The organism is Burkholderia pyrrocinia, from assembly GCF_018417535.1.
Taxonomy (GTDB): Bacteria; Pseudomonadota; Gammaproteobacteria; order Burkholderiales; family Burkholderiaceae; genus Burkholderia; species Burkholderia pyrrocinia_E.
In genome coordinates this window covers 1888013-1913026 of record NZ_CP070978.1, presented here as the reverse complement: position 1 = coordinate 1913026, position 25014 = coordinate 1888013, and the positions used below count along the sequence as shown (strand labels likewise).

Annotated in this window: 22 protein-coding genes; 16 read left to right on the top strand and 6 right to left on the bottom strand. The window is 65.9% G+C overall.

The features are described from left to right. Positions 1 to 7: 7 nt before the first annotated feature. Positions 8 to 3094: a hybrid sensor histidine kinase/response regulator gene (locus JYG32_RS26685; protein ID WP_249744653.1), complete on the top strand. Its 3087-nt coding sequence runs from the start codon at positions 8 to 10 to the stop codon at positions 3092 to 3094. Between the two features lie 210 nt (positions 3095 to 3304). Here JYG32_RS26685 and JYG32_RS26680 read toward each other — a convergent pair whose 3' ends face one another. Together JYG32_RS26680 and JYG32_RS26675 are read right to left on the bottom strand one after the other, a co-directional pair. Further along, positions 3305 to 3637, bottom strand: a complete 333-nt coding sequence (locus tag JYG32_RS26680; RefSeq protein ID WP_213265610.1) for a DUF2322 family protein — start codon at positions 3635 to 3637, stop codon at positions 3305 to 3307. 104 nt (positions 3638 to 3741) lie between these two features. Beyond that, on the bottom strand, positions 3742 to 4446 hold the full coding sequence (locus JYG32_RS26675) for a flavin reductase family protein (RefSeq protein ID WP_213265609.1): 705 nt from the start codon (positions 4444 to 4446) through the stop codon (positions 3742 to 3744). Between the two features lie 288 nt (positions 4447 to 4734). Here JYG32_RS26675 and JYG32_RS26670 point away from each other — a divergent pair, with 288 nt between their 5' ends. Together JYG32_RS26670 and JYG32_RS26665 are read left to right on the top strand one after the other, a co-directional pair. Then, positions 4735 to 5061 (top strand): thioredoxin family protein, encoded by a 327-nt coding sequence (locus JYG32_RS26670; RefSeq protein ID WP_213265608.1) that lies wholly within the window; start codon positions 4735 to 4737, stop codon positions 5059 to 5061. A 10-nt stretch (positions 5062 to 5071) separates the two neighbouring features. Next, positions 5072 to 5491, top strand: coding sequence for a secondary thiamine-phosphate synthase enzyme YjbQ (locus JYG32_RS26665; RefSeq protein ID WP_213265607.1), 420 nt, complete (start codon positions 5072 to 5074; stop codon positions 5489 to 5491). A gap of 75 nt (positions 5492 to 5566) precedes the next feature. Here JYG32_RS26665 and atsR read toward each other — a convergent pair whose 3' ends face one another. Genes atsR through JYG32_RS26650 form a run of 3 tightly spaced genes read right to left on the bottom strand, consistent with a single transcriptional unit; the run spans position 5567 to position 8795 of the window. Then, entirely contained in the window at positions 5567 to 7375 is a 1809-nt protein-coding gene (atsR, locus tag JYG32_RS26660) for a hybrid sensor histidine kinase/response regulator AtsR (protein ID WP_213265606.1), read from the bottom strand. A 1-nt stretch (position 7376) separates the two neighbouring features. Continuing rightward, on the bottom strand, positions 7377 to 7880 hold the full coding sequence (locus tag JYG32_RS26655) for a molybdopterin-dependent oxidoreductase (protein WP_174378701.1): 504 nt from the start codon (positions 7878 to 7880) through the stop codon (positions 7377 to 7379). A gap of 42 nt (positions 7881 to 7922) precedes the next feature. Then, positions 7923 to 8795 carry a response regulator gene (locus JYG32_RS26650; protein WP_174378702.1) on the bottom strand — a complete coding sequence of 291 codons (873 nt, stop codon included), beginning with the start codon at positions 8793 to 8795 and terminating at the stop codon, positions 7923 to 7925. 360 nt (positions 8796 to 9155) lie between these two features. Here JYG32_RS26650 and JYG32_RS26645 point away from each other — a divergent pair, with 360 nt between their 5' ends. The 3 genes from JYG32_RS26645 (at position 9156) to JYG32_RS26635 (ending at position 11813) form a co-directional block, all read left to right on the top strand. Then, positions 9156 to 9743: a tetratricopeptide repeat protein gene (locus tag JYG32_RS26645; protein ID WP_174379349.1), complete on the top strand. Its 588-nt coding sequence runs from the start codon at positions 9156 to 9158 to the stop codon at positions 9741 to 9743. Between the two features lie 119 nt (positions 9744 to 9862). Further along, positions 9863 to 10690, top strand: a complete 828-nt coding sequence (locus tag JYG32_RS26640; protein ID WP_213265605.1) for a hypothetical protein — start codon at positions 9863 to 9865, stop codon at positions 10688 to 10690. 97 nt (positions 10691 to 10787) lie between these two features. Continuing rightward, on the top strand, positions 10788 to 11813 hold the full coding sequence (locus JYG32_RS26635; protein ID WP_213265604.1) for a hypothetical protein: 1026 nt from the start codon (positions 10788 to 10790) through the stop codon (positions 11811 to 11813). Positions 11814 to 12003: 190 nt separating this feature from the next. Here the strand turns inward: JYG32_RS26635 and JYG32_RS26630 are convergent, their stop codons facing one another. Then, entirely contained in the window at positions 12004 to 12273 is a 270-nt protein-coding gene (locus JYG32_RS26630; RefSeq protein WP_213265603.1) for a hypothetical protein, read from the bottom strand. A gap of 517 nt (positions 12274 to 12790) precedes the next feature. On the opposite strand from JYG32_RS26630, the gene JYG32_RS26625 reads away from it, so the two are divergent. From JYG32_RS26625 to JYG32_RS26580, 10 genes are all read left to right on the top strand, one after another. Beyond that, entirely contained in the window at positions 12791 to 14197 is a 1407-nt protein-coding gene (locus JYG32_RS26625; RefSeq protein WP_213265602.1) for an undecaprenyl-phosphate glucose phosphotransferase, read from the top strand. Between the two features lie 86 nt (positions 14198 to 14283). After that, the gene (locus JYG32_RS26620) at positions 14284 to 15468 is read left to right on the top strand and encodes a polysaccharide biosynthesis/export family protein (protein ID WP_213265601.1); all 1185 of its coding nucleotides are present in this window, start codon (positions 14284 to 14286) and stop codon (positions 15466 to 15468) included. Then, the gene (locus tag JYG32_RS26615; RefSeq protein WP_213265600.1) at positions 15465 to 15956 is read left to right on the top strand and encodes a low molecular weight protein-tyrosine-phosphatase; all 492 of its coding nucleotides are present in this window, start codon (positions 15465 to 15467) and stop codon (positions 15954 to 15956) included. Before JYG32_RS26620 ends, JYG32_RS26615 begins: the two co-directional genes overlap by 4 nt. A 7-nt stretch (positions 15957 to 15963) precedes the next feature. Beyond that, a complete protein-coding gene (locus tag JYG32_RS26610) occupies positions 15964 to 18213 on the top strand; it encodes a polysaccharide biosynthesis tyrosine autokinase (RefSeq protein WP_213265599.1) in 2250 nt (749 codons plus the stop codon). A gap of 19 nt (positions 18214 to 18232) precedes the next feature. Next, positions 18233 to 19411, top strand: a complete 1179-nt coding sequence (gene wecB / locus JYG32_RS26605; protein ID WP_174381732.1) for a non-hydrolyzing UDP-N-acetylglucosamine 2-epimerase — start codon at positions 18233 to 18235, stop codon at positions 19409 to 19411. Positions 19412 to 19439: 28 nt separating this feature from the next. Then, positions 19440 to 20684: a UDP-N-acetyl-D-mannosamine dehydrogenase gene (gene wecC, locus JYG32_RS26600; RefSeq protein ID WP_213265598.1), complete on the top strand. Its 1245-nt coding sequence runs from the start codon at positions 19440 to 19442 to the stop codon at positions 20682 to 20684. A gap of 20 nt (positions 20685 to 20704) precedes the next feature. Continuing rightward, positions 20705 to 21991 (top strand): hypothetical protein, encoded by a 1287-nt coding sequence (locus tag JYG32_RS26595; RefSeq protein WP_213265597.1) that lies wholly within the window; start codon positions 20705 to 20707, stop codon positions 21989 to 21991. Continuing rightward, positions 21988 to 23238 (top strand): hypothetical protein, encoded by a 1251-nt coding sequence (locus JYG32_RS26590; protein ID WP_213265596.1) that lies wholly within the window; start codon positions 21988 to 21990, stop codon positions 23236 to 23238. Before JYG32_RS26595 ends, JYG32_RS26590 begins: the two co-directional genes overlap by 4 nt. Continuing rightward, positions 23235 to 24251 carry a glycosyltransferase gene (locus tag JYG32_RS26585; RefSeq protein ID WP_213265595.1) on the top strand — a complete coding sequence of 339 codons (1017 nt, stop codon included), beginning with the start codon at positions 23235 to 23237 and terminating at the stop codon, positions 24249 to 24251. The genes JYG32_RS26590 and JYG32_RS26585 overlap by 4 nt, the downstream gene beginning before the upstream one ends. Further along, the gene (locus JYG32_RS26580) at positions 24248 to 25012 is read left to right on the top strand and encodes a WecB/TagA/CpsF family glycosyltransferase (protein WP_213265594.1); all 765 of its coding nucleotides are present in this window, start codon (positions 24248 to 24250) and stop codon (positions 25010 to 25012) included. The genes JYG32_RS26585 and JYG32_RS26580 overlap by 4 nt, the downstream gene beginning before the upstream one ends. The last annotated feature ends 2 nt before the right edge of the window (positions 25013 to 25014 follow it).

Below are 25014 nucleotides of genomic sequence, written 5' to 3'. Positions count from 1 at the left end.
ATAGAACATGCCTGCAAAGCTGAAAAGACTTGTATCTCACGCCGCGGTGGCGGTTCGCAAGCCATTCGAGCCGGGGCGCGTCCGGCGGCAGCAGCAGTTCCTGCTGTACGCAAGCGGCGCGGCGATCTCGGTGTTCGTTCTGGTGTGCGCGGCGCTCGTTTTGCTGCTCGACGTGCAGGAGTCCCTCGAGCGCTTCCGGGTCGAGTTCACGGAGCGCAGGGCCGAACTCGTTGCCGAGGTGGAGATCATGAGGGCGCTGCGGAATCGCTATGTCGAGGACATGGAACTGCAATGGGCCAGCGTCGTTGAAAATTCGCGAAGCCTGCCCGGGGTGCTCGCCGGCAAGCACGGCAAGCAGACGTTCGTCGGGCGAAATGGACGAATTGCGATCGCCGCATTCGCCGACATCCCGCCGGCCGCATCGGCGAACAGTCACTTGCCTTACCTCGCGCGCTATCTCGAGCCGGTCGAGGTGACGGGCGTCCTGCCGCCGCCACAACCGGCCGATCCGGGCGGTACTTCCTATCTGATCGATCCGAACGGCGATTTCATCGTTGCGGCAGGGCATCCGCTGGTGAAACGAGCGCTTGCGCTGCCAGGCGGTTTCGATGTAAAGGCACTCGTCGAGCAATTGCGACCGATGACGAACGATACATCCGTATCGATGGCGCCCGTCGCTCGTCAAAACACGATTGCGCTTGAGCGGCGATTCGATCCGGTGCTCGGACGCTCCGTGCTGCGTATGGCGCAATGGGTGCGTGGCGCGAACGGCAAGCCGGTCGTCTGGTTCGTCATCAACAGCCCGCCGCTGATAGAGGGGATACTGCGCTCGCCGGGTGCCGGCAGGGAATACGCGCTCGTCGATTCCAGCGGAAATCTCCTGCTCGGCGGGCAACCCGACAGCACGATGGTGGCCCGTGCGCTCGAGCATGCGCGCCACGACGCCGGCGAACGAGCGGCCGCGCATCGTGTCGGCATGAACTTCGTCGTCAGCGACAGGATACCGAGATCGGACGAGGTGGTGATGGCGACCATCTCATGGCGTGCCGTTCTGAGTGACGTAGCCTTGCGCGCGAGCTTGACGGTCGCGCCCGCGCTCTTCGCAATCGCGCTGCTGTGGATTGCAATCGTGATGTTCGACAAGCGCGCGCTGCGTCCGGCGAATCGGCGGGTGATTCGCCTGATCGAAAGCGAGGCGCTCAACCGGACGCTGATCCGCACGGCGCCGGCCGGGCTCGTGCTGCTGTCGTTCGTCGACGGCGAAGCGATCGTGCGCAACGACGCGATGATCGCGTACGAGCGGGACGTGTCGGGCGAGCCGCTCGGCAAGCGCTTGTGGCGCGCGTACCGGGACGGCGCGCCAGCCGGCAACGCGCGTGGGCGCGTCACGCGGGAGCTGGCCGTCGAGCGCGCGGGATCCGGCACCGTCTATCTCGACGCGCACATCGTGCGCACCAGGTATCGCGGGATCGACGTGCTGCTGTGCACGCTGCTCGACATCACGGCCCGCAAGCAGGCGGAAGAGATGCTGCGCGACGCGCGCGAGGCCGCCGAGCTCGCGAACAAGGCGAAGTCGACGTTTCTCGCGACGATGAGCCACGAGATCCGCACGCCGCTCAACGCGATCATCGGTAACCTGGAGCTGATGGAGCGCGCACAGATGGCGGCGCCGATGCGGCGCCGGCTCGGGACGATCATGTCGTCGTCCGATGCGCTGCTGCGCGTGATCAACGACGTGCTCGACCTGTCGAAGGCCGAGTCGAACCAGATGGTGCTGGAAAGCATTCCGTTCGACCTGCGTCGTGTCGTGAACGACGTGGCCGCGATCTTCCGCCCGCTCGCGGACGCGAAAAACCTGGCGCTGACGTGCCGCATTGCCCCGGATCTCGTCGATGGTTACGTGGGCGATTCGGCCCGGCTGCGGCAACTGGTCTCGAACCTCGTCAGCAATGCGATCAAGTTTACGAAGCGCGGCGGCGTGACGATCGACGTGCGGCTTGCACCGGCGGGCCCGGCCGGCCGTGGCGTCGAAATCGCCGTCCGCGATACGGGCATCGGCATTCCTGAAGACAGCCTGCCGACCCTGTTCGACGTCTATGTCCAGACCGATGCGTCGATCTACCGGCGCTTCGGCGGCACGGGGCTCGGGCTGCCGCTGTGTCGGCGCATCGTGACGCTGATGCGTGGCGAACTGAGCGTCGACAGCCGTCTTGGCGAAGGCACGGTTTTCGTGGCTGAGTTGCCGTTGCCCGAAGCACCGTCCGGCTGGCGAGACGATGCGCCGGAACCCGGGACGTTCGCGAATACCGCGCACGGGTACGAAGCGGAGGCGGGATCCGAAGCGGGCGCAGAGGCAGACGCGGAGGCAGACGATGACGAACCGCTGCGCGTGCTCGTCGCCGAGGATCATCCGGCAAGCCGGGCGTTGCTGCGCGACCAGCTCGACGCGCTGCGCTACGACGCCACGATCGTATCCAACGGCATCGAGGCGATGCGCGCCTTCTTCGAGCAGCCGTACGACGTCGTGCTGACCGATCTCGGCATGCCGGAACTCGACGGCTTCGCGCTCGCGAATTTCTTGCGCGAGCAGGGCGCCCGCGTGCCCGTGATCGCGATGACGGCACACGCGACCGACGAGGATCGCCGGCGCTGCGAACAGGTTGGCGTGGCGGAGGTCGTGCTCAAGCCGCTGTCGATCGAGACACTCGACGCCGCGTTGCGGCGGCATGCGGGACGCGACGCGACGTCGCCCGTGCCGGCGCACGGGCAAGTGCCTGTCGCGCCCGCGATGACCGACGAGGTGCGGCGCACGCTGCACGACGCGACGCTGCATTCGCTCGCGGCGATCGGCGACGCGCTCGCGCACGGCGACGCCGATACGCTTCGCATCGAACTGCATTCGATGCGTGGCGGCTTCGCGCTGGCGGGCGATGTCGATGCGAGCGACGCATGCGCGCGGGCCGAACACGCGATGCAGGATGGCGGCCCGGAAGCACTGCAGCGCATCTGGCATTCGACCGAGGATACCGTTCGGTTGGCACTCGGACGACTGTCGACGGGTGGCAGGTCAGGCTCGCACGACGCGGGCAAATAGTCCGGTGTGTGGATCATCGGTTCGGAGCCGGCTGCTGACGTGCGGGGCGGCGCTGCTCGAACATTCCGACAACCGCCGCGCAAACTACGACGCGTTTCTGTTATTGAAAGCAGCCGCGCTTGCGCACGAAAACGCAAGCGGCCGCGCAGCGAATACCGTTGCGTGAACACGCCACGCATCGATACACGGCCTCATTGCCCCGCCTGTCGCTTAGCCCTTCGCGACGACGTCGATGCGCAGCGCTTCGCCGCCCGCGACGATCGCGAGCAAGCGATCGACGTTCGGGTGCGCGCCAGGGCGGTTGCGTGCGTCGGCGGTATGCTCTGCGAACACCGCGAGGCCATGCTCGGCAGCCTTCGCGTCGAGCGCGCCGAATGCCTGCTTCAGGTAGTGGTAGACCGCGAGCGAACCCTGTTTGCCGGGCTGGTTTTCGATGCTGGCGACCACGTCGCCGCTCGCGCCGACGAGATCGATGCGCGCGATGCCGTCGATGGCCGGCAATTGCGCGAGGTTGTCCTTGAATACTGGGGTAGCTTGAATCACTGAAAACACTCCGTCGGTTCGGTCATGGGCCAATGAGCGTGGCCGGCCATATTTTATCCGATCGGTTTCGGTGCACCGGCCGGCGCGGCCCGCGACATCGCGTTTCAACACCGCCCGGCGTCGGCCTGCACACCCGCATCGCGCGAGCGCTCGATGTCGGGGCTGCGGTACGCGCGCTCGGGAATCTCGGCGAGCCGCGACGCGTGCACCTGATGCGGCGCGAGGCCGTAGAACTTCTGGAAGCTCATTATCAGCGGCGACCATTTGTCCGGATCGATGCGGTCTTGATGACTATCCATCAGCAGGTCGGGATGCACGTGCACGCGCTGGATGCACACCTCGAACAGCGTGATCTTGCCGCGCAGGTCGGGTGTTTCATCGGCGAGGCCGTGCGTGGCCGCGACGATCGCTTCCAGGTGAATCGGGCACTCGAGCGCGCGCGGCGGCGACACGGTTTGCGATGGCGTCTCCGTCAGCCCCGCCGTGCCGAACTTGTCCGGCTCGTACACGTAGCCTTTTGCTCGCTTCGATTCGGGCACCGGATGCGTGCCTGTCGTCCGTGCGATCCGGTTGACCGCGTGTGCTTGCCCGGTCGACGGCAGGTTCAGCACGCATTCGCCGGTACGCATCAGGTTGCGGGTGGTCTGCGAGCTGGCGGCGATCCCGATCACGCCGCGCCAGCCAAGCCAGAACGCGGACGAGATCGGCGCGAGATTTGCTGCGCCATCCGGGTTCAGCGTGCTGACCAGCACGACGGGCGTGCCGAAATAGAGGATGTTCGGTTCGGTGACGCGATGCGGAGCGTTCATGGTCGGAGCCTTCGCTTCGTTGAGGGATCAGTCCGCATGCTGACCCCGTCGCGGCGGCGCGGCGCTCCGATTCTTGTCGTGTCATCCGGAGGGCGGCGCGCTGCAGCGACGCACGGAAATTGCTCGCCAGGCAGCGCTTGCAACCCGCGGCAACGGCGCGAGCATGCGCCGCGCGAACGGCCATGAGCGTATCGGCGCCGCGCAGGCTTTTCCGCTACAGTAAGAAATCTCAGGCCGCGCGCCGCCGCGCCGCGCGACCACATTCCGGAATTGCATATGAGGGCCCCGATGGACACGCCGCAACGCTATACCGCCAACGCGCCCACGCGCGCTGAAGTCGATGCACTCGCCGGCGCGACCGTCATCGAATTCGGCGCGAACTGGTGCGGCATCTGCGCGGGCGCGCAGCCCGCGATCGTCGAATCGTTCGCCGTGCATCCCGCCGTGCGCCACCTGAAGATCGAGGACGGGCCGGGCCGCCCGCTCGGCCGCTCGTTCCGCGTCAAGCTGTGGCCGACGCTGGTGTTCCTGCGCGACGGCGTCGAGGTCGCGCGCGTCGTGCGGCCCGCCGATGCCGGGCAGATCGAAGCCGACGGCTTCGCCGCGCTGGCCTGACGCCATGGCCATGCAACAGGCCATCACGCATGTCGCCGTCGACGCGCGCGGCAGCGGCCTCGTCGAATTCACGCCGCAGGTGCGCGCGTTCGTCGACCAGCAGTCGATCCGCACAGGCCTGCTCACCGTGTTCTGCCGGCATACGTCGGCGTCGCTGCTGATCCAGGAGAATGCGGATCCATCGGTGCGGCGCGATCTCGAACGCTACTTCGCGACGCTCGCGCCGGAGGACGAGAGCCGCTACGAGCACGACACCGAAGGCCCCGACGACATGCCGGCCCATTTGCGCACGGCGCTTACGCAGGTGCAACTGTCGATTCCGGTCGAGCATGGACGCATGGTGCTCGGCACCTGGCAGGGGATCTACCTGTTCGAGCATCGCCGCGCGGCGCACCGGCGCGACATCGTGCTGCACCTGATCGGCGAGTAAGCGGGAAGGTGAGCGAGAACGCGTGACGCAGCGCCGGCACGCGATGCCGCGCGCGGTTGCACGCGGCATATCGATTCAGCCGAGCAGCTTCTCGACGAGGGCACCGAGTTCGCGCAGGTGCACGGGCTTCGGCAGGAATTCGTCGAACACCTGCTTGTTCTCGCGCAGCGCGGCCGATTCATACGCGCTGACGCCGAGGATCGCCGGATGGCGGCCGTCGTCGGGTTGCGCGACCGCGCGAATGCGCCGCGCGACCTCGAAGCCGCTCAGGTCCGGCAGTTCGAGATCCAGTACCACGATGTCGTAGCGGCCCGCGCCGAAGCGCGCGACGCCTTCCTGGCCGGTGCCGCACAGATCGGCGTCGATGCCGAGCGCCGACAGCATCGCGCCAAGCGTTTCGCGGGCATTGTCGTTGTCGTCGACGACCAGCGCGCGCCGGTCGCGATGCGCGGCGGCGGCCGGCCACGCGGGCGCTTCGCTGGCGGACTCGACGAAGTTGGGCACGTCGACGGGCAGCGTCACGACAAATTCGCTACCTTCGCCGACCACGCTGCGCACATCCACATGTCCGCGCAGCGTCGTGACGATTTCGCGCACGACGGCGAGCCCCATGCCGATCCCGTCCACATGCAGCCCGACCGCGTCGTTCGCGCGGTAGAACGGCTCGAAGATCTTCGACAGGTGCTGCTTCCCGATGCCGGCGCCCGTGTCGCGCACGGCGATCGTCAGTTGCTGGCCGGCCGGCGCGTCGGCGAGCGTGATCGATACCTTGATCGATCCGCCGAGCGTGTATTTGACGGAATTTTCGATCAGGTTCGACAGCACCTGCCGCAACAGCTTGCGGTCCGAGCGGATCGCGAGAGCGTGCGGCTCGACCTGCCGCGCGACCGCGATGCGCTTGGCCGCAATCTTCTCGCGCAGCGGCTCGATCACTTCGGCGAGCAGCGATGCCATGCCGACCGTTTCCAGTTCGGCGAGGCGCTTGGTCGAGCGCAGCTTGATGTAGTCGGTCAGGTCCTTGACGAGCGCTTCGAGCGACAGCGCGGAATTCTGCAGCCGCCGGATCGTCTTCAGGTTCGCGTCGGATTGCGGGCGCGCGAGCAGGATCTCGATCGACCCGCAGATCGCCTGCAGCGGCGTGCGCAACTCGTGGCTGACCATTCCGAGGAACGCATTCTTCGCCTCGATCATCTCGAACGCGCGATCCGACGCCTTGCGCTCCGCGTCGAGCGCTGCGTCCTGCCGTTCGAGCAGGTCGTCGCGCGTGCGCATCGTATAGAACAGCAGCAGGAACAGCGCGCACAGGATCACACCGAGAATGGTGCCGAGAATCAGGATCGCGCGCTGCTTTTCCTTCAACTGATGGAACGTGAAATCGCGCTGCGCCATTTCGATCGCGCGAAAGTAGTTCGCGAGGCCGTTCACCTTCGGCCAGTACGCATTGACCTCGTCGATCACCTGCTGCGCGTTCTTCGGCGCACCGCGCAGCAACGGCACGTCGCGCTTCAGGCGCGTCATGAATTCACCGAGCGCGTCGATCTCGTTGCGCGCGCGCGGGATGCGCAACCAGTATTCGGATACCTCGGACGGCCGCTGCAGGAACCCGAACGACACCGACAGGCTGTCGAGCTGCATCTGCACGCGATCGAAGTCGTCATCCTCGTGCGTCGCGTAGAGGATCAGTTGCCGGTCGAACCGTGTAAAGACGTTGCGGTATTGCGCGGCGGTCCAGAACACGCCTTCGCGCGGCCCTTCGAGCACGCCCTCGTTGACCGATGTCGCCAGGAGATCCCACAGCAGGAACGCCCATGCGGCGAATCCCGCGATCCACAGCGACCCGAGGACCAGGATGATCTTTCTGTTTTTCCATCGCCGCCGCGTCATTTCACTTCACGGTCAGGCCGATGATCTGCCACGCGAACTTGGCTTCGCCGAGCGGCGTCTTCAGCTCGTTGGGATACTGGTCACGCGGATACATGATCCACAGCGGGCCGTAGTTGTCGTTGCCGAGCACCTTGCCGTTCATCGTTCGCGCGAGGATCACGCCGTATTTGTCCGCATCCGACACCGGAATCGTGAACGTGTATTCGTCGATGCAGCGGAATTCGATCTGCGTACCGTGCGCGCCGACGGTCTTCAGCACGTCGGAGAGGCGTGGGCCGGTGAAGGTCGCCTTCGGCGTCCAGCTCGTCGACGTGACGATCGTATGCTGCGGCAGCGCCATCAGCGCTTGTTCGGAAAAGACGTATTCCGTCTTACCGGTCTGGTTGCTCTTGGCGATCTTGCCGTCGACGGTGAACGTAAACGACGAAGCGGCCCATGCCGCGGCGGCCATGCCGAGCAGGCAGGCCGTCAGCAGGCTCTTGGCCCAGATGGTCGAAACTCGCATGTCTTTCCCTCGGTCGTCCAGTTGTGGTGTTTCGTTGTGCTCTCAGCTCGCGGCGGCCGCGGCCGGCAGCGCGATCTTCAGTTCGCGCGCCACTTCGGCGAACAGGATCGGCAGGCGCACCGGTTTTTCCTCGCAGCGCGCGTTGTAGTGCGACACGATGTGCGCGATCTCGTCCTCGCTGGCTTCCCCGGTCGAGATCTTGCCGGTCAGCAGGAAGATCGGCGCGCCGCTATTTTCGCTCGAACGGATGCCGCGCACGAGCTCGGCGGCGGTCTGGTCGCCGAGCATCCAGTCGAGGATGTAGCCGTCGAAATCCTCGACCTCCAGCGCCTTGCGGAACGTCGCGCCGTCGAAATACGGGATCGCGTTCACGCCTTTTTCGATGAAATATTCACATACCGTTTCGGCGACGTCCCGCGAATCGTCCACCACGGCGATCCGCGCCGCATACACGTTCGGCTGGGTCGAGCGCAGCTCGATGACGTCGACCGGATACGTGCGCCCCTCGCGCGCATGTTGACGTTCTGTAACGATCCATTCGCCTTGCCACTGCAGCGCGACGAAATCCGTTTCGCTCTGGCTGCTGGCTTTCGCCGAGATCGCGGCGCGGCAGCGGAAGCGCCGCGATTCGATCACGAGCGTCGCGTCGATCATCTCGACGGCGGCAGGCTGCGGGCCCTTGTCGTCGAGCAGGATCGCGGGCGGCACGCCGAAGTGCGTCGCGATGTCCTGCAACTGCGACAGGTTCCACGGGATCAGGCCTTTCATCTTGCGCGTCACGACCGAGAAACTGAGGCCGAGCACGTTCGCGATCGTCGTGTTGTGACTGCGCGGCGGGATGCCGTTCCGGTTCAGTAGGTCGCGCACCTTGTTGGCGGTGATGAGATCGACGTTGGCCTGCTCGCTGTTGGACATCTCGATGGGGTCTCCAGGGGTTTTGGCGAGGAAGAGCATATCAAAACTGACGTGACACGCAAACTTTGAAAAAGCGAATCACCTTGACATGCCATTTTTCTTCATTATTATTGCTCACCACGTCACTATTGTTTGTTGCGTCATGTTTGGAGATCGGTGCCGGCCACGGTCGGTACAGCGAAAAGCGTCGGCAATGAAGCAGTGACTGAACGATTCGAAGAGAGAGCCTGAGAGAGCCTTGGATAGCGTGTCGGCGTTGGCGGATGGTATCCGCCGCGCCGCGCGCAGCCGGGTGCGAGCTCACGGGGGTGAAAAGCTCGAAGAATTGCGGCGCAAATAAAACTTGAGGAAAGTACCAAAATGTACCGCCGTTTATTCGCACCGGGGCTGTTGTTGCTGTTGGCCGCGTGCGCGCAGGATCCGTCCGTGACCAGCAACACGGTGCGGATCTGCGACGACACCGGCTGTTCCGATCGCCCTAAAGATCAGGTCTCCTACCAAAAAAAGGACGATGCGGAAGATCGCGAAGACCCGCGCATCGTCGCGCTGAAGCAAGCCGCGAAGACCCAGCCGAAGGCCGCCTACGACCTCGGCCTGCGTTATTTCCGCGGCGACGGCGTGCGCCAGGACAGCTACCAGGCACTCAAGTGGATGCGCGACGCCGCCGAGCGCGGCGACCTGCACGCGCAGAAGGCGCTCGGCAGCTTCTACCTGTTCGGCCTCGAGGAAATGGGCTCCGATCCGCGCGAAGCGGACAAGTGGCTGTCGATCGCGGCCGGCCGCGGCGACAAGGAATCGAAGCAACTGCTCGAGCTCGCGCGCAAGGCCAAAAAGGAAGACGAAGAAGACTGGAAATGGCGCACGCAATGGCGTGACGTCTATTACGGCTACTGGTACTCGGGCTATCCGTACTACGGCGTCTGGAATCAGACGTACTGGTACTACTGACCGGGCCGGAAGCAACGGGGGCGGCAGCGGGGAGACCACCATCGCGCCATGCCCGGGGGGCTTATCGAAGTTCGCACGAACACATAAGCCGAACAACGACTCTATCGATCGATAACAACATGAAGACCATCCTTTCCCATCGTCTTACCCAAGGTGCGCTGGTCGCGGCGCTTGGCGCGTCCGTCGCGGGCTGCGGCGGCATGGTGACGCCCGGCGGCCAGAACGCCGGCGTGACGGGCGCCGCGGCAGGCGGCGCGAGCGCCGGCGCCGATTCGGGGCTGCAGCGCTGCGCATCGCCGCTCGGCACGATTGCCGTGGACGACGGCCGCAATGCCGACTGGTGGGGCCCGTTCGGCAGCGCGACCAAGATGACGACCATCGACCCGCTGCTGCGGCTGGCGGTCCAGCAGTCGAACTGCTTCGTGATCACGTCGATCGGCAACCAGAAGAGCGACGCGCGCCTGTCGCGCATCACGCAACTGCAGCGCGGCTCGGGCGAATACCGCGCGGGCTCGAAGCAGCAGAAGGGCCAGCGTGTCGCGGCCGACTACTACATGGAACCGCAGATCGTCATCAACGATTCGCCGATCGGCGGCATCGGCAGCATGATCGGCGGGCTGATCGGCAACAGCGCGGTGGCGGCGGTGGCCGGGCATCTGCAGACGAAGGCATCGGTCGTGACGCTGACGCTGTTCGACGTGCGTTCGGCCGTGCAGATCGCGGCGTCGGAAGGCAGCTCGACGGCGACCAACTACGGCGCGGCGCTGGGCGGTTTCGGCGGCGGCGTGGGCGGTGCGCTTGCCGGTTTCTCGTCGACGCCGGAAGGCAAGGCGACGGTCGTCGCATTCATCGACGCGTACAACAAGATGGTCGTCGCACTGCGCAGCTACAAGGCGCAGGACGTCAAGGGCGGCCTCGGCCGCGGTGGCCAGCTCCAGGTCAACTGACGTTCACGGGCCGGCGGCGCGCCGCCGGCCGATTCTCCTGACATGTGAATGTCCGCGCGCCGGCTTCGCTCGTCCTGTTCGTTTCGAGGTGACTCCGATGAAAGCCGTTGCATTGATCGCACTGACCTGTCTGGCCCTGACCGCCTGTGGCGGCGACGACAACCCGTCGACCGGCAGCGGCTCCGGTTCGAGCAACAACGGCGGCAGCGGAGGCACCGGCTCGACGGGCTCCGGCGGCAACGGCAGCGGCGGTAGCGGCGGTTCGGGCGGCAGCACGCTGACGTGGCGCTACGAGGCGACGACCCCGGCGTCGGACGGCCCGAGCTTCCTGACGCTGCTCAACAGCGAAGGCGCGAAGGGCTACCGCTATCTGGGCGACTACTACTATGACGCGTCGAACGGCGGGTCGCGCTCGATCTTCGTGAACGACGGCACCGCGCCGACCTACACGTATCAACTGCAGTCCGCGCCGGGTGACTGGGCGACCTTCCTCAACCAGGCCAGCACGCAAGGGACGAACGGTTACCGCTACGAAGGGCCGCTCGCGTATGGCTACCTGTATCGCAAGGATGGCGGCTCGTCGGCGACGTACACATACGCGACGGCGACGTTGCCGGCCAGCCAGGACGCGTTCGTCACCCAGGCGAACGGCCAGGGCCAGTCGGGCTACTGGTTTGTCGGCCCGATGATGGTGGGATCGGCGCAAGCGAACCTGTACATGAAGAACAATGCGTCGGGTTCGACCTATACGTACGATGCACTGATACCGCCAACGGGCGTCAACGACTTCATCGCGCAGGCCAACAGCGAGGGCGCGAAGGGTTATCGCGTGAAGGGCGGGATGTCATTCGGCCCTGCCAATCCGACTGGCGCCATCAATGTCGCGTGGGTCTACGTGAAGGACCAGACGCAGTCGCCGACATTCACGTACCAGTCGGCCGCGATCCAGTCGACCGGCGCCGGCTTCGTCCAGCAGTCGAACAATTACGGCGCGCAGGGCTCCGCGTATCTGGGCGATCTCGCGCTCGGCACGACGACCCCGGTGATGGCGTCGTTCTATCTCAAGCCCACGAACTGCACGGGCTTCCTGTGCACGACACTGAATCCGCTCACGCAGAACTGAGCGGGCGCCACTGGCGCAGCAGCGTCGCGCGGGTCATTCACGGCTGAATGACCTGCGCTCACTGAATCGAGTGCCTCAGGTGCGCCACGTCCGCCGTGGACGCATCTTTTGCCGCCGGCTTGCCGGCGGCGTTTCGTTTACGCCCGGGTCGCGCCCCGTACGCGATCTCGCGGCAAAATTTCGATCACGTTCAAAGCAGACTGTCTTGTTCTCGCACGTGAACCGAGCGCTGGCGCTGCCGCGACGGATGCGCACGAGCGGCAGCGTGACGCGCGCGGCACACGCTCGCCTTTTTGCTGCAGTCGAGATCCTCGAATTCACCGCCGAGCCGGTACGTCATGTCGGAATGGGCGACACCGATGCGCGTCGACACCGGTTCGGCCGGCAGCTGAGACGACGCGCGGAAGTAGCGCTGGGGCGCGTTGCTCGTCAGGACGCGCAGCGAAAACCGGTCGTCCATGCGCAGTGGCGCAACGCCGGCACACGTCGCGGTCGTCGGTCATCGTGTTCGCGGGATGGCGGTGTGTCCACACTGCGTCGCGAATTGACCCGATGCACATCACGCCGCTTGTTTGATCACTTGACATCAACCAATCTGCCATGTAGGCAGGGGCCTCATTGGTAAATAGGACAAGAAAAGTCTCTATATCAATTTGTTTAGGACTTGACCGATTTAAAACGCCAGATCGTAGTGGCAGTATCCAGTCTTACATCGTCTCGATAAGCGATGGGCCCGCGGTAAGCGGAGGGCGTCGGTCTCGTTGAAGTTGTTAGGCCACGTCAACCGGGTTCGAAATTTAACGATCCGTGATGTTTGATTGAAGGCCCATGTCAATCGATTCAGATTCGCATTACTAAACAACGGATGAAATAGGTCATCGGTCCGGGAATCGATCCGTGCCGGCGTGGCGTGCATTGCGTGAAGATGCGCCGCCGTTCCATCGCCAATCGATCGCGACGGGTGATCGCCCAGGGTTATGCCATCGTTCAACCAAACTAGATACACCCCCGCCGTTCGCGGAAAAGCTTCACGGTTCAGGTTGCTGGATGCCGCGCTGCTTGTCGTCACCGCATGGGCCGCGAGAAGCTGGCTGGGCGGCTCGCTGTCTGCCGGATCGGATGCCGTGCTGATTGCCGTTTCGATCGTGTGCGCGCTGGTCCTGTTTCCGTTAGTCGGTCTGTACGGCGATCCCGAGCGCCGCCTGTCATGGCGTCGCGTGTGGCTCGCGCTGGCCTGTCTGGCCGTCGCGTTGTGTGTCGGCGCGATTTCCGTCGTGGCGCACGACCGGCAATTCCCGGTCGCGCTCGACTGGCTAGCCGGCTGGTTCGCGTTGTCGGCGGTCGCGCTCGTCGTGTCGCAGGCCGTGCGGTGGTGGCTCGGCGTTTGCGCGGCGGCGCGGCATGCCCGGCGCAAACCGGTTGCGCTCGTCGGGCATCGCGAACGTTGCCGGACGCTCATTGGTCGTGAGGCGCTGGAAACGGGGCGGCCGTTCCAGATAGCCGCGATCTTCGACATGTCCGGTTCGTCGCCTATCGGGCCGGAAGAACCGGCCGTGCATCGTGACCTGGCCGAATTCGTCGAGTACGTGCGTCGCGCACACGTCGGGGAGATCTGGATCGTGCTGCCGTTGTCCGAGGCCGATCGTGTCGGCGAGATCGTCCGCGCGTTCGCCGAGGATCTGGTCGACATCCGCTTCATGCCGGACCTCACCGGCATGACGCCGCTTCATCCGAACGGGGCGATTCGTGGTCACGCGCTCGATCTCGTCGCATCGCCGCTGTCCGCGCGGGCGCTGGCGGGCAAGGCGATGTTCGATCGCGTGTTCGCGGGCCTGGCGTTGATCGGAATCGCACCGCTGATGGTTGTCGTTGCGCTGGCGGTGAAGCTGTCGTCGCCGGGGCCGGTGCTGTTCCGGCAGCAACGCAGGGGCGCTTACGGGCGCATCTTCACGATCTACAAGTTCCGGACGATGCGCGTGCGTGACACGCGCGAGCCGGGCGAAGTCCGGCAGGCGACGCAAGGCGACCCGCGCGTCACGCGGGTCGGCGCGCTGCTGCGGCGCACGAGCCTCGACGAGCTCCCGCAGTTCTTCAACGTGCTGAAAGGCGACATGTCGGTGGTCGGGCCACGCCCGCATGCGGTGGAGCACGACCGCTTCTACCGGCACCTTGTCGACGGCTATATCCAGCGCTACCGGATCAAGCCGGGCATCACCGGCTGGGCTCAGGTGAACGGGCATCGCGGCGAGACGGATCGCATCGAGAAGATGCAGAAGCGGGTCGAACACGATCTCTACTACCTGAACAACTGGTCGTTTGCGATGGACATGCGAATCGTGGCGGCGACCGTTCTGTATGGATTCACGCATCGCAATGCCTATTGAATGACGCGTCGACGCACGTCGTCTGGATAACGGAAATGGAAACTGGAAAACGGCCCGGCTCGCGGGCGCAACGATTGCGAGCGGCGATGAAGGTCTTGTCCGTCGTGCTGCTGTCCGCTTGCGCGGTCGAACCGGGCATGCATATGAACCTCGCGCACGATGCGCCGCAGGATGGTGGCATCGCGACGCAGACATACGAAGGCGGCTTGACGGTGTCGATGCAGCGCATCGTTGCGGCATCGCCCGGCCAGCCGCAAAACGTGCCCGCTTCGCGTGAAGCGGCGGCGCCTGTGCCGATCGGGCCGATCGACGGCGAGCTGATCGCGGCCCAGCGGCGCGAGGCGCGCACACAGGATGAACGCACGCGCGCGGCGCTCTTTGCGGCGCCGGCGCCATACGCGATCGACGCGGGCGACGTGCTGCAGATCTCCGTGTGGGATCACCCCGAACTGGCCGCGGCGCAGGGCAACCCGGGCACGCAACAGGTGCGCGCTGCCGATCCGCCGGCGGGCTTCGTCGTCGATCAGGCCGGCAACCTGGCTTTTCCGTACGTGGGCGAACTGCATGTCGCGGGCATGAGCACGAGCGAGATCCAGTCCGCGCTTCGCGCGCGGCTGTCGAAGTGGTTCGTCGCGCCGCAGTTGACGGTGCGCGTCGCGTCGTATCGCGCGAATCGCGTCTACATCGACGGCGAAGTGCGTGCGCCGGGCGCGCAACCGCTCAACGACACGCCGATGACGTTGCTCGAAGCCGTCACGCGCGCGGGCGGCTTCACGGCCGACGCCGATCAGAGCCGCATGACGCTCGTGCGCGACGGTGCCGCCTATCCGGTCGACCTGCCGGGGCTGATTCGCGAGCGCGTCGATCCGTCGCGCATCGTGCTGCGCAACGGCGACCTGCTGCAAGTCGGCGCGCGCGATCAGTTCGGCGTGTACGTGATGGGTGAAGTCAACAAGCCGACGACGGCGCTGCCGCTGCGCAACGGCCGGCTCACGCTGGCCGACGCGCTGTCGCAAGCGGGCAGCGTGAACCAGGGTACGGCCGATCCGAAGCAAACCTACGTGATTCGCGCCGGCGCGGACCGGCAGGCGCAGGTGTTTCATCTGGATGGCAGCTCGCCGGTGTCGATGGTGCTCGCCAACGCGTTCGAGCTGCAGCCGCGCGACGTCGTGTACGTCGACAGCACGAAGCTGGCGCGCTTCGGCCGCGTGCTCGCGCAACTGCTTCCGGCCATCAACGCGGGCCTGACGGCCGCGATCGTCACGAAATGATGAAACGGATCCTGGTGGTGTGTACCGGCAACGTATGCCGCAGCCCGGCCGCGCAGGCGCTGTTGTCGCGCGTGCTGCCCGGTCGCACGGTGGAGTCGGCCGGCGTCGCGGCGATCGGCGGGACGCCGGCCGACCCTGTGATGAATGCGCTGTTGATCGAGCGCGGCTTCGACCTGTCGGCGCACCGGGCACGACGCGTCGATGACCGGGCCTGCCGGTGGGCCGACCTGATTCTGGTGATGGAGGTCGCGCATCGCGAACTGATCGAGCGGACCTTCCCGATGACGCGCGGCCGTGTGTATCGGCTGACCGAGCGCTACCGGATCGACGTTCCTGATCCGTACCGCCGAAGCCGCTACGCCTACGACTACGCGACGAAGCTGATCGAGCACGGCGTTGCCGATTGGGCCGCGCGGATCGCCACCTTCGAACCGAACCTGCAGCAGCATCCGGATACCGGCGCGGATGCGCCGGAACACTTGCAGTGAGCCTCAAATGAACGCATCGAATCCACGCCAATCCCATTTACGCGACGCCGATGAACTCGACGTGCGCGGCATCCTCGACGTGCTGATCCGGCATGCAGGCCGCATCGTCGCGGTCACGGTGGCGTGTGCCGCGCTCGGCGCCGGCTATGCGTTCGTCGCGAAGCCGGTCTACAAGGCAGACATTGCCGTGCAGGTGGAAAGCGGCGGCTCGGACCTGCGCAGCATGGCGGAGGGCGGGCTGGTCGGCGGCCTCGGCGCGCTGTTCGACGTGAAGTCGACCGACGACGGCGAGATGGAAATCCTGCGCTCGCGGCTCGTGACCGAACCGGTCGTCGACGGTCAGCGTCTGCACATCGAAGCGCGTCCGCGCCGCGTGCCCGTGATCGGCTCCGCCGTCGCGCACTTCAATCGCGGGCTGTCGACGCCCGGCCTGTTCGGGATCGGCGGGTTCGTCTGGGGCAACGAGCGCATCGATGTTCCGGCATTCGACGTGCCGCGCGGCTTCCAGAAACACACATTCATCGTCACGTCGCTGGGCGACGGGCGCTATCGCCTGGCCGGCGGCGATCTCGAGCGCGATGTGGACGGCGCGATCGGCGAGCCGCTGCGCGTGAAGACGGCCGCCGGCGACGTGACGCTGCAGGTGGCCGGCATCGAAGCCGAAGCGGGCGCGCAGTTCGTCGTGAAGGCGGATTCGAGGCAGGTCGTGCTCGCCGAACTGCAGAAGAAACTGACGATAGCGAACCGCGGCAAGGATCAGTCCGGGGTGATCGGCGTGTCGTACGAAAGCCATGATCCGGAGCGCGCGGCCGCCGTGCTGAACGCGATCGCCGACAACTACGTGCGGCAGAACGCGAGCCGCAAGGCGGCTACCGCCGAGAAATCGCTGGCGTTCCTGGGCGACCAGGTCCCGACCGTGGAGCGTCAGTTGCGTGCGGCCGAAGATCGCCTCAATGCCTATCAGGCCCGCCATGAAATCGTGGATCTGAGCGAGCAGGCGAAGGCGATGCTGGCGCAATCGACTGCCGCGCAGATGTCGCTGTTCGAACTCGAACAGAAGCGGCTGGCGTTGGCGTCGACGCTGACGCCGGCTCACCCGGAGCGCGCGGCGGTCGATCGGCAGATCGCCGCCGCCAAGGCCCGGATCGGGACGATCAACGACACGATCCGGCGCTTGCCCGACGCGCAGCAGAACGTCGTACGCCTGCGTCGCGACGTGACCGTGCAAACGGAGATCTATGTCGGCTTGCTGAACAGCATCCAGCAGCTTCGCCTCGCGACCGCGAGCAAGATCGGCAACGTGCGCGTGATCGATCGCGCGATCGTGCCGGACGAGCCCGTGCGGCCGAAGCAGGCGCTGGTCACGGTGATTGCCGCCCTGATGGGGCTCGTGCTCGGCACGTGCGCCGTCGTCGGCCGCGCGGTGCTGTTCGGCGCCGTGACCGATCCTGCGGAGATCGAGCGCGACACGAACCTGAACGTGATGGCGACGATTCCGCACAGCGTTGCGCAACGCCGGCTCGCGCAGCGCGCCGCTGCGGTAGACGGAGCGACGGTCCTGGCGCTGGCGCGACCGAACGAACCCGCGGTCGAGGCGCTGCGGAGCCTGTGCACGGCGCTGCGGTTCCAGTTGACGGACTGGCCCGACGGCAACCGCGTGCTGATCACGGGACCGTCCGCAGGTGTCGGGAAATCGTTCGTGTCGGTTAACGTGGCCGCGCTGCTCGGACAGTCGAACCAGCGTGTGTTGCTGATCGACGGCGACCTGCGTCGTGGCGAGCTGGCCAGGCGCTTCGGCATGCGGCCGGAGATCGGCCTGTCGACCGTCCTTCGCGGCGGCGTGGCCGCCGCCGACGCCATCGTGCGCGACGTCGCGCCGAACGTCGACCTGCTGCCGGCCGGCCCGCATGCCGACCGGCCCGTCGAACTGCTGTCGTCCGATCGTCTGCCGGCGTTGCTGACGCACGTTGCACGCGATTACGACGTCGTGCTGCTCGACGCACCGCCGCTGTTGCCGGTGACGGACGCCGTCGTCCTGGCCGCGCATGCGGACACGATCCTGCTCGCGGCGCGTGCCGGCGTGACGACCTCGGGCGAACTGCTCGAAGCGGCGAAGCGGATCGAACGCGCCGGCGCGCGCGCGACCGCGGTCGTGTTCAACGGCTTCCGGCCGGGGCTGCGCTCCGCTCGGTACGGCAACTACGGCGCGTACGGGTATGACGACGCCGATTCGCAAACCGCTGCGGATCGCACGTGATCCGCCGACGGAGATTCCGATGACCCATCACCACGAAAACATCCTCGTTACGTTCGGCACCCGCCCGGAAGCCATCAAGATGGCGCCGCTCGTCCGCGCGCTGCGGGCCCGCGAAGGCGTGCGCTGCGGCGTCTGCGTGACGGCCCAGCATCGCCAGATGCTCGACCAGGTGCTCGACCTGTTCGGCATCGTGCCGGATTTCGATCTCGACCTGATGCGCACCGGGCAGACGCTCGGCAGCCTGACCGGGCACATCCTCAATGCGCTCGACCCGGTGCTGGAATCGTTCCGGCCCGATCTCGTGCTCGTGCACGGCGATACGACCACGACGCTCGGCGCGACGCTCGCGGCGTACTACCGGCGCATTCCGGTCGGTCACGTGGAAGCCGGGCTGCGCACCGGCAACCTGTATTCACCGTGGCCGGAAGAGGCGAACCGGAAGGTGACGGGCGCGCTCGCGCTGCATCACTTCGCACCCACCGAAACGTCACGGGCGAACCTGCTGGCCGAAGGCGTCGAAGCCGACCGCGTGCACGTGACCGGCAACACCGTGATCGACGCATTGCTGACGATCACCGCGCGCCTCGAGCACGACCGGGCGCTGGTGCAGCAGATGCGCGAGCGGTTTCCGTTCGTCGACGACGCGCGGCGCATGATCCTCGTGACCGGCCACCGCCGCGAGAACTTCGGCCGCGGATTCGAGCAGATCTGCGAAGCGATCGCGACCATCGCGAAGCGCTATCCGGCGTGCCGCATCGTCTACCCGATGCACCTGAATCCGAACGTGCGCGAACCCGTCACGCGGCTGCTCGGCGACATCGGCAACGTCGTGCTGATCGAGCCGCAGGAGTACTTGCCGTTCGTCTATCTGATGAGCCGCGCGTGGCTGATCCTGACCGACTCCGGCGGGATCCAGGAAGAGGCGCCGTCGCTCGGCAAGCCGGTGCTCGTGATGCGCGACACCACCGAGCGGCCGGAAGCCGTCGCGGCCGGCACGGTCCGGCTGGTCGGCACCGAAGTCGAGCGGCTGGTCGGCGCGGTGGTCGAGCTGTGGGAAGACGGCGGCGCCTATCGCGCGATGAGCCGCGCGCACAACCCGTATGGCGACGGCCGTGCGAGTGCTCGGATTGCGGATCTGCTGGTCTCGCCGCCGATCTTGACGCAGGGGCCGGCATACCTGGCCGGCTCGCCCTGCTGAATCCCCCGAAGTCTGGAGAACCTCATTCATGTCATTCGAAACCGTTTCCGTCATCGGGCTGGGCTATATCGGCCTGCCCACCGCGGCGGCCTTTGCCGCGCGCCGTAAAAGCGTGGTCGGCGTCGACGTGTCGCAGCATGCGGTCGACACGATCAATCGCGGCGAGATCCATATCGTCGAGCCCGAACTGGACATGCTCGTGCATGCCGCCGTGACGCAAGGCTACCTGCGCGCGACGGCAACGCCCGAGCCGGCCGATGCGTTCCTGATCGCGGTGCCTACACCGTTTGCCGAGGGCAACAAGCCGGACCTGACCTATATCGAGGCCGCATGCCGGTCGATCGCGCCGGTGCTGAAGAAGGGCGACCTGGTGGTGCTGGAGTCGACTTCGCCGGTTGGCGCGACCGAAAAAATTGCCGCGTGGCTTGCGACGCAACGCCCGGACCTGACCTTTCCGCAACAGGCCGGCGAGCGCTCGGACATCCGTATCGCGCATTGCCCCGAGCGCGTGCTGCCGGGCCATGTCGTGCGCGAACTGGTGGAGAACGACCGCGTGATCGGCGGAATGACGCGCAGATGCGGCACGCGTGCGCAGGAGCTGTACGAGGTGTTCGTGCGCGGCGAGTGCATCCTGACCGATGCGCGCACGGCCGAAATGTGCAAGCTGACCGAGAACGCGTTTCGCGACGTGAACATCGCGTTCGCGAACGAGCTGTCGGTGATTTGCGACCAACTGGACATCAACGTGTGGGAACTGATCCGGCTGGCGAACCGCCATCCGCGCGTCAGCGTGCTGCAGCCGGGGCCGGGCGTGGGTGGCCATTGCATCGCGGTCGATCCCTGGTTCATCGTCGATTCCGCGCCGGAGCACGCGCGTTTGATCCGCACCGCGCGCAACGTGAACGACGACAAGCCGCATTTCGTCTACGAGCGCGTGCGGCAGGCGGCGAGCCGGTTCCGCGAGCCGGTGATCGCGTGTCTCGGGCTCGCGTTCAAGGCGGATATCGACGATCTGCGCGAGAGCCCGGCGATGGAGATCGTCGAAGCGCTGGCGCAGAACGCCGGTGCGACGCTGCTGGTCGTCGAACCCAACATCGCCGCGCTGCCGGTATCGCTCGAAGCAAAGGCCCGGCTGTGCGGTCTGAACACCGCGCTGGCCGAAGCCGACGTGATCGTGATCCTCGTCGATCACGCGCCGTTCCGGCGCATGGACCCGGTGCGGCTGCAGACCAAGGTCGTGATCGACACGCGCGGCGTGCTGGCGCACGGGTAACGGGCGGGCGCGCAAAAGTCATGCTGCGAAATGCCGACGCCAAAAAGCTGCTGGGCCGTCTTGAGGCGCTTGTCTGTACCGGCGCGCCCGGCCTCTATCGCGTGCTGACGTTCTGGGTCGTCCAGCGGATCTATTCGCTGGACGAGCTCGGGCATGCGGCGTCCAACCTGGCGATTGCACAGATGATGGGTTTCTTCACGGCCATCGGCTGGGCGACGCTGATTCTGGTACGCGTACCGGCGAGCGACGGGAAGCAGGCGGCGCGTGGCGCGTTTTACTCGCTCGTGTCGATGGCGGGATGGACCGCCGTGGCCGCCACGCTCGCATGCGTGCTGGTGTCCGCGACAGGCCTCGTCGCGTTCGATCTCGGCGGCGTGGTCGCGCTGATGTGGGGCTGGACCGTGTATCAGCTTGCGCGACATTTCTTCGTGTCGTATCGCCGCTACCGGATCGCGATCGCGTTCGACTGCCTGCTGATCGCGGGCTCGTGCGCGATGCTGTGGATCGGCACGCGCCACGGCTATTCCGCGTCGCTGTGCCTGGCCGTTGCGCTGGTCGTGGTGGCCGTCGCGATGTTCGCCGCGATCGGCGCGCCCGATCGTCGCGCGTTCTCGATGCGCATCGACGTGAAGGGGCTGCAGTTCGGGCTGACCAATTTCCTGTCCGGCGGCATCGCGCTGGTGACCGTACCGGCGGCGAAGGCAATGTGCGGTGCGTCGTTCGCGGGGATGCTGTCGTTGTTTTCTTCGGTGACCGCGATCGGCAACCTGCTGCCGCGCGCCATTTCGATCGCGCAATTGCCGGACCTCGTGAAGCGGAAGAAGGACAAGGCGCCGCTCGATGCGACGCTGGGCGCGATGCGGCGCAATATCGACCTGTCGAATCTGGTCGTACTTGTCGCGAACCTGGCGATGGTGGCGGGGCTGACCTGGCGCTACGGGTTCGACGGCAACGGCGTGTACGTGGTGCTCGCGGGCGGCGTGCTGCTGGCGATCCAGTGCGCGGCCGGCGTGCTTGGCGTCGTCGGCAGCAACGTGATGATGGCGTTCGAGCAGAGCGCGGTCACCGCGCGGATCAACATCGTTACATCGGCGCTGTTCGTCGCATTGCTCGGCGGCTGCGTCGCCATCGGCGGCGAAATCGGGTTCTTCTGCATGCTGGCGTCCGCGGTGGTCGTGACGCTGATCCGGAACGCGATCGTCGTGACGCATGCACGGCGGGTATGCGCGGCCTATGCGGAATCGATCGGGGCGTCGGACGTTGTCGATATGAATGCGATGTCGGCGGCGTCGGGAGCGCGTCCATGAATGCGGCCGCTCGATTCCCGGCGATCGTGCCGCATCGTCGATCGCGCGTAGCCGACCTGGGCGCCGGACTGCTGGCGCTCGCTTACTTCGTCTTCTGCGTCAGCGACACGCTGCTCACGCTCGACGACGATCGTTCGCAGGTCGTCAAGATGGGCGCGTTCGGCCTCGTGTTCGCGGCGATCCTGCTGCGCCCGCGCTTTCACCGGCTGGCCGTCGTCGCGCTCCCCGTCGCCGTGTCGCTCTGCATCGGGATGCTGCTGTCGTTCAACCTCCAGGCGGGGATCGAGGAACTCGTCCGCTTCCTGTTTCCGGTCGCGATCACGGTGGCGATCTTCCCGTACCGCGACCGGCTCGACGTGCTGGTCAGGACGTTCATCGGCGTGGTCGTGAGCAACGACCTGTTCCAGCTGTATTTCTACGTGTCGTATGCGACCGGGCTGCCGCTGTTCATGCCGGTGAGGATCGACTCGGGATTGTTCCTGCGTGCGCAGGGGTGGATGGGATTCTTTTCGGAGTTCAGCTTCATCAATCTCTGCGCGTTTCTGCTGTGCCGCTGGTACTGGTCCGGCCGTCGCGCGGCGATCGCGTCGTGGGGTTTCCTGTTCTTCGCGTTGCTAGGCTTCTCGTTCAAGCTGTTCGCGGCGCTGGCGCTCTATCCGTTCGTGAGGAACGTCAGGGACGTGCGCGCGTGGCTGGCTGCCGCCGGCATCGCGGGCACGATGCTCGTGCTGATGGCGATGGGCGTGCTGGATTCGCTGTTGAAGGTCGGCATGGCGAAGATCCTGTTCTACGTCGTCGCGGGCAATTCGGCGCGCGCCGAATCCTATCGCGTGATGTTCGAGTCGATCCGCAACGGCAATCTGCTCGGCGAAGGGCTGGGCAGCTTCGGCGGCCCGGCATCGGTGAAGTTCTCGTCGCCGCTCTACCCGCTCTATCACTTCGACTGGTACGGACTCGGCGGGCTGTTGAAGACCACCGACACGTTCTACCCGCACCTGTTCGTCGAGATGGGCGCGTTCGGCGCGCTCGCGTGGCTGGTGTTCGTGCTGGGATACGGGCAAGGGCGGCGCAAGCCGGCTGTCTGGTTCTACATCGTCGGCGCGTTCTGCTTCGACAACATCTTCTCGATGGCATTTGTGTCGCCGTCTTACGTATTTTCCGCGCTGCTGGCGATGTATGCGTTCTCGTGGGGGCGGCCGCGCGTCGGCCCGGCGCATCGCGGCGGGGCGGTGGAGGTTCGCTCATGAAAATTCTCGTCGTTACGAACATGTATCTCGGCAGCAACCGCGCGAGCCCCTGGCAAGGCGTGTTCGTGACCGAGCAGGTCGAGGCGCTGCGGCGTTCCGGCGGCTGCACGGTCGATGTGCTCGTCATCGAGGGGTATCGCGACAAGCGCGAATACCTGCGCTCGATCTGGCAGGTCTGGAAGACCGCTCGGGCGGGCCGGTACGACGTCGTGCATTACCACTTCGGCCTGAGCGCGTGTTCCGCACCGCTGGTCCGGCTGTTCACGAAAGCGCGGGTTGTCGTCACGTTCCACGGTACGGACATCCTGGGTCCGCTCTGGATGCGCGCGGTGTCGAAATCGATGGCGTGCTTCGCGCATGCGTGCATCGGCGTGAGTGCGGAAATTTCATCGTGTCTGATCCGGCTGCGCCGCCGCTGCGTGACGATTCCGTGTGCTGTCAATGAGACGGTCTTCGCCGAGGATCGCGACGATGCGCTCATGAAATCCGCCGTGCCGATCGTTGTCTTCCCGTCGTCGCCGAAGCGTCCGGAGAAGAACTATCCGCTGTTTTCGCTGGTGCTGCGACAGCTTGCGGAACAGCACGGCATCCGGGTGCAGGAGCGGCATATCGACGGTCTCGATCGCGGCGAGGTGCGCGACCTGCTGGCGCGTGCCGCGTGCCTGCTGATGACGTCGACCCGGGAAGGGTCGCCGCAATCGGTCAAGGAAGCGATGGCGCTCAATCTGCCGGTCGTATCGGTCGATGTCGGCAACGTGCGGCAACTGCTCGACGGCGTGTCGCCGGGCATGGTGGTGTTCGACCACGACGCCGGCCGTCTCACGAACGAGCTAGCCGATGTGTTGAAGGCCGGCGCGCGATCCAACGGGCGCGAGAAGCTTGCGGCGCTCGGTTACTTCTCCGCCGATGTGTCGGCGAAGTTGAAGGAGCTGTACACGTTGCTGCACCGGTCGTCGCGATTTGCCGACGATATTCCGGATGTCAAAAAAAATGATGGCGAGGCCATGCAATGAACCGCGTTGAATTCTTTTCATGCCCGATCCATCTGATGTCGATGAACGATACGGTGGACTGGATCGGCGCGAGAGTCGAGAAACGGCAATTCACGCAGCACGTCGTCGTCAACGTCGCGAAGATCGTCAATCTCCAGCGCGATCCGGAACTCGCCGCGTCGGTCCGAGAATGCGACATCGTCACCGTCGACGGCATGGGCGTCGTCTGGGGCGCGCGGATGCTCGGCATCCCGGTGCCGGAGCGCGTCGCGGGCGTGGATCTGTTCGATCGGCTGCTGGCGCTGGCCGAAGCGAAAGGGCTGCCGGTCTATCTGCTCGGCGCGACGCCGGAGGTCGTCGAGCGGGTCGTCGCGGTGACGGCGGCATGCTATCCGCGGCTGCCGGTCGCCGGATATCACCACGGCTATTTCTGGGACGACGAACAGGCGGTCGTGGACGACATCCGCCGGTCGGGTGCGCGGCTGCTGTTCGTCGCGATTACGTCGCCGCGCAAGGAAAACTTCATCAATCGCTGGAAATCGCAGTTGGGCGTCGATTTCGTGATGGGTGTGGGCGGGACGTTCGACGTGGTGGCGGGGAAGGTGAAGCGGGCGCCGCTGTGGATGCAGCGCAGCGGGCTGGAGTGGGCGTTTCGCGTGATCCAGGAGCCGGGGCGGATGTGGAAACGCTATCTGTCGACCAACAGCCGCTTCCTGGCGATGCTGGCGCGCGCGTATGTGTCGCGGTTGTTTCGGCGCAAAGGAGAGCGGAATGCGCGGTAGAT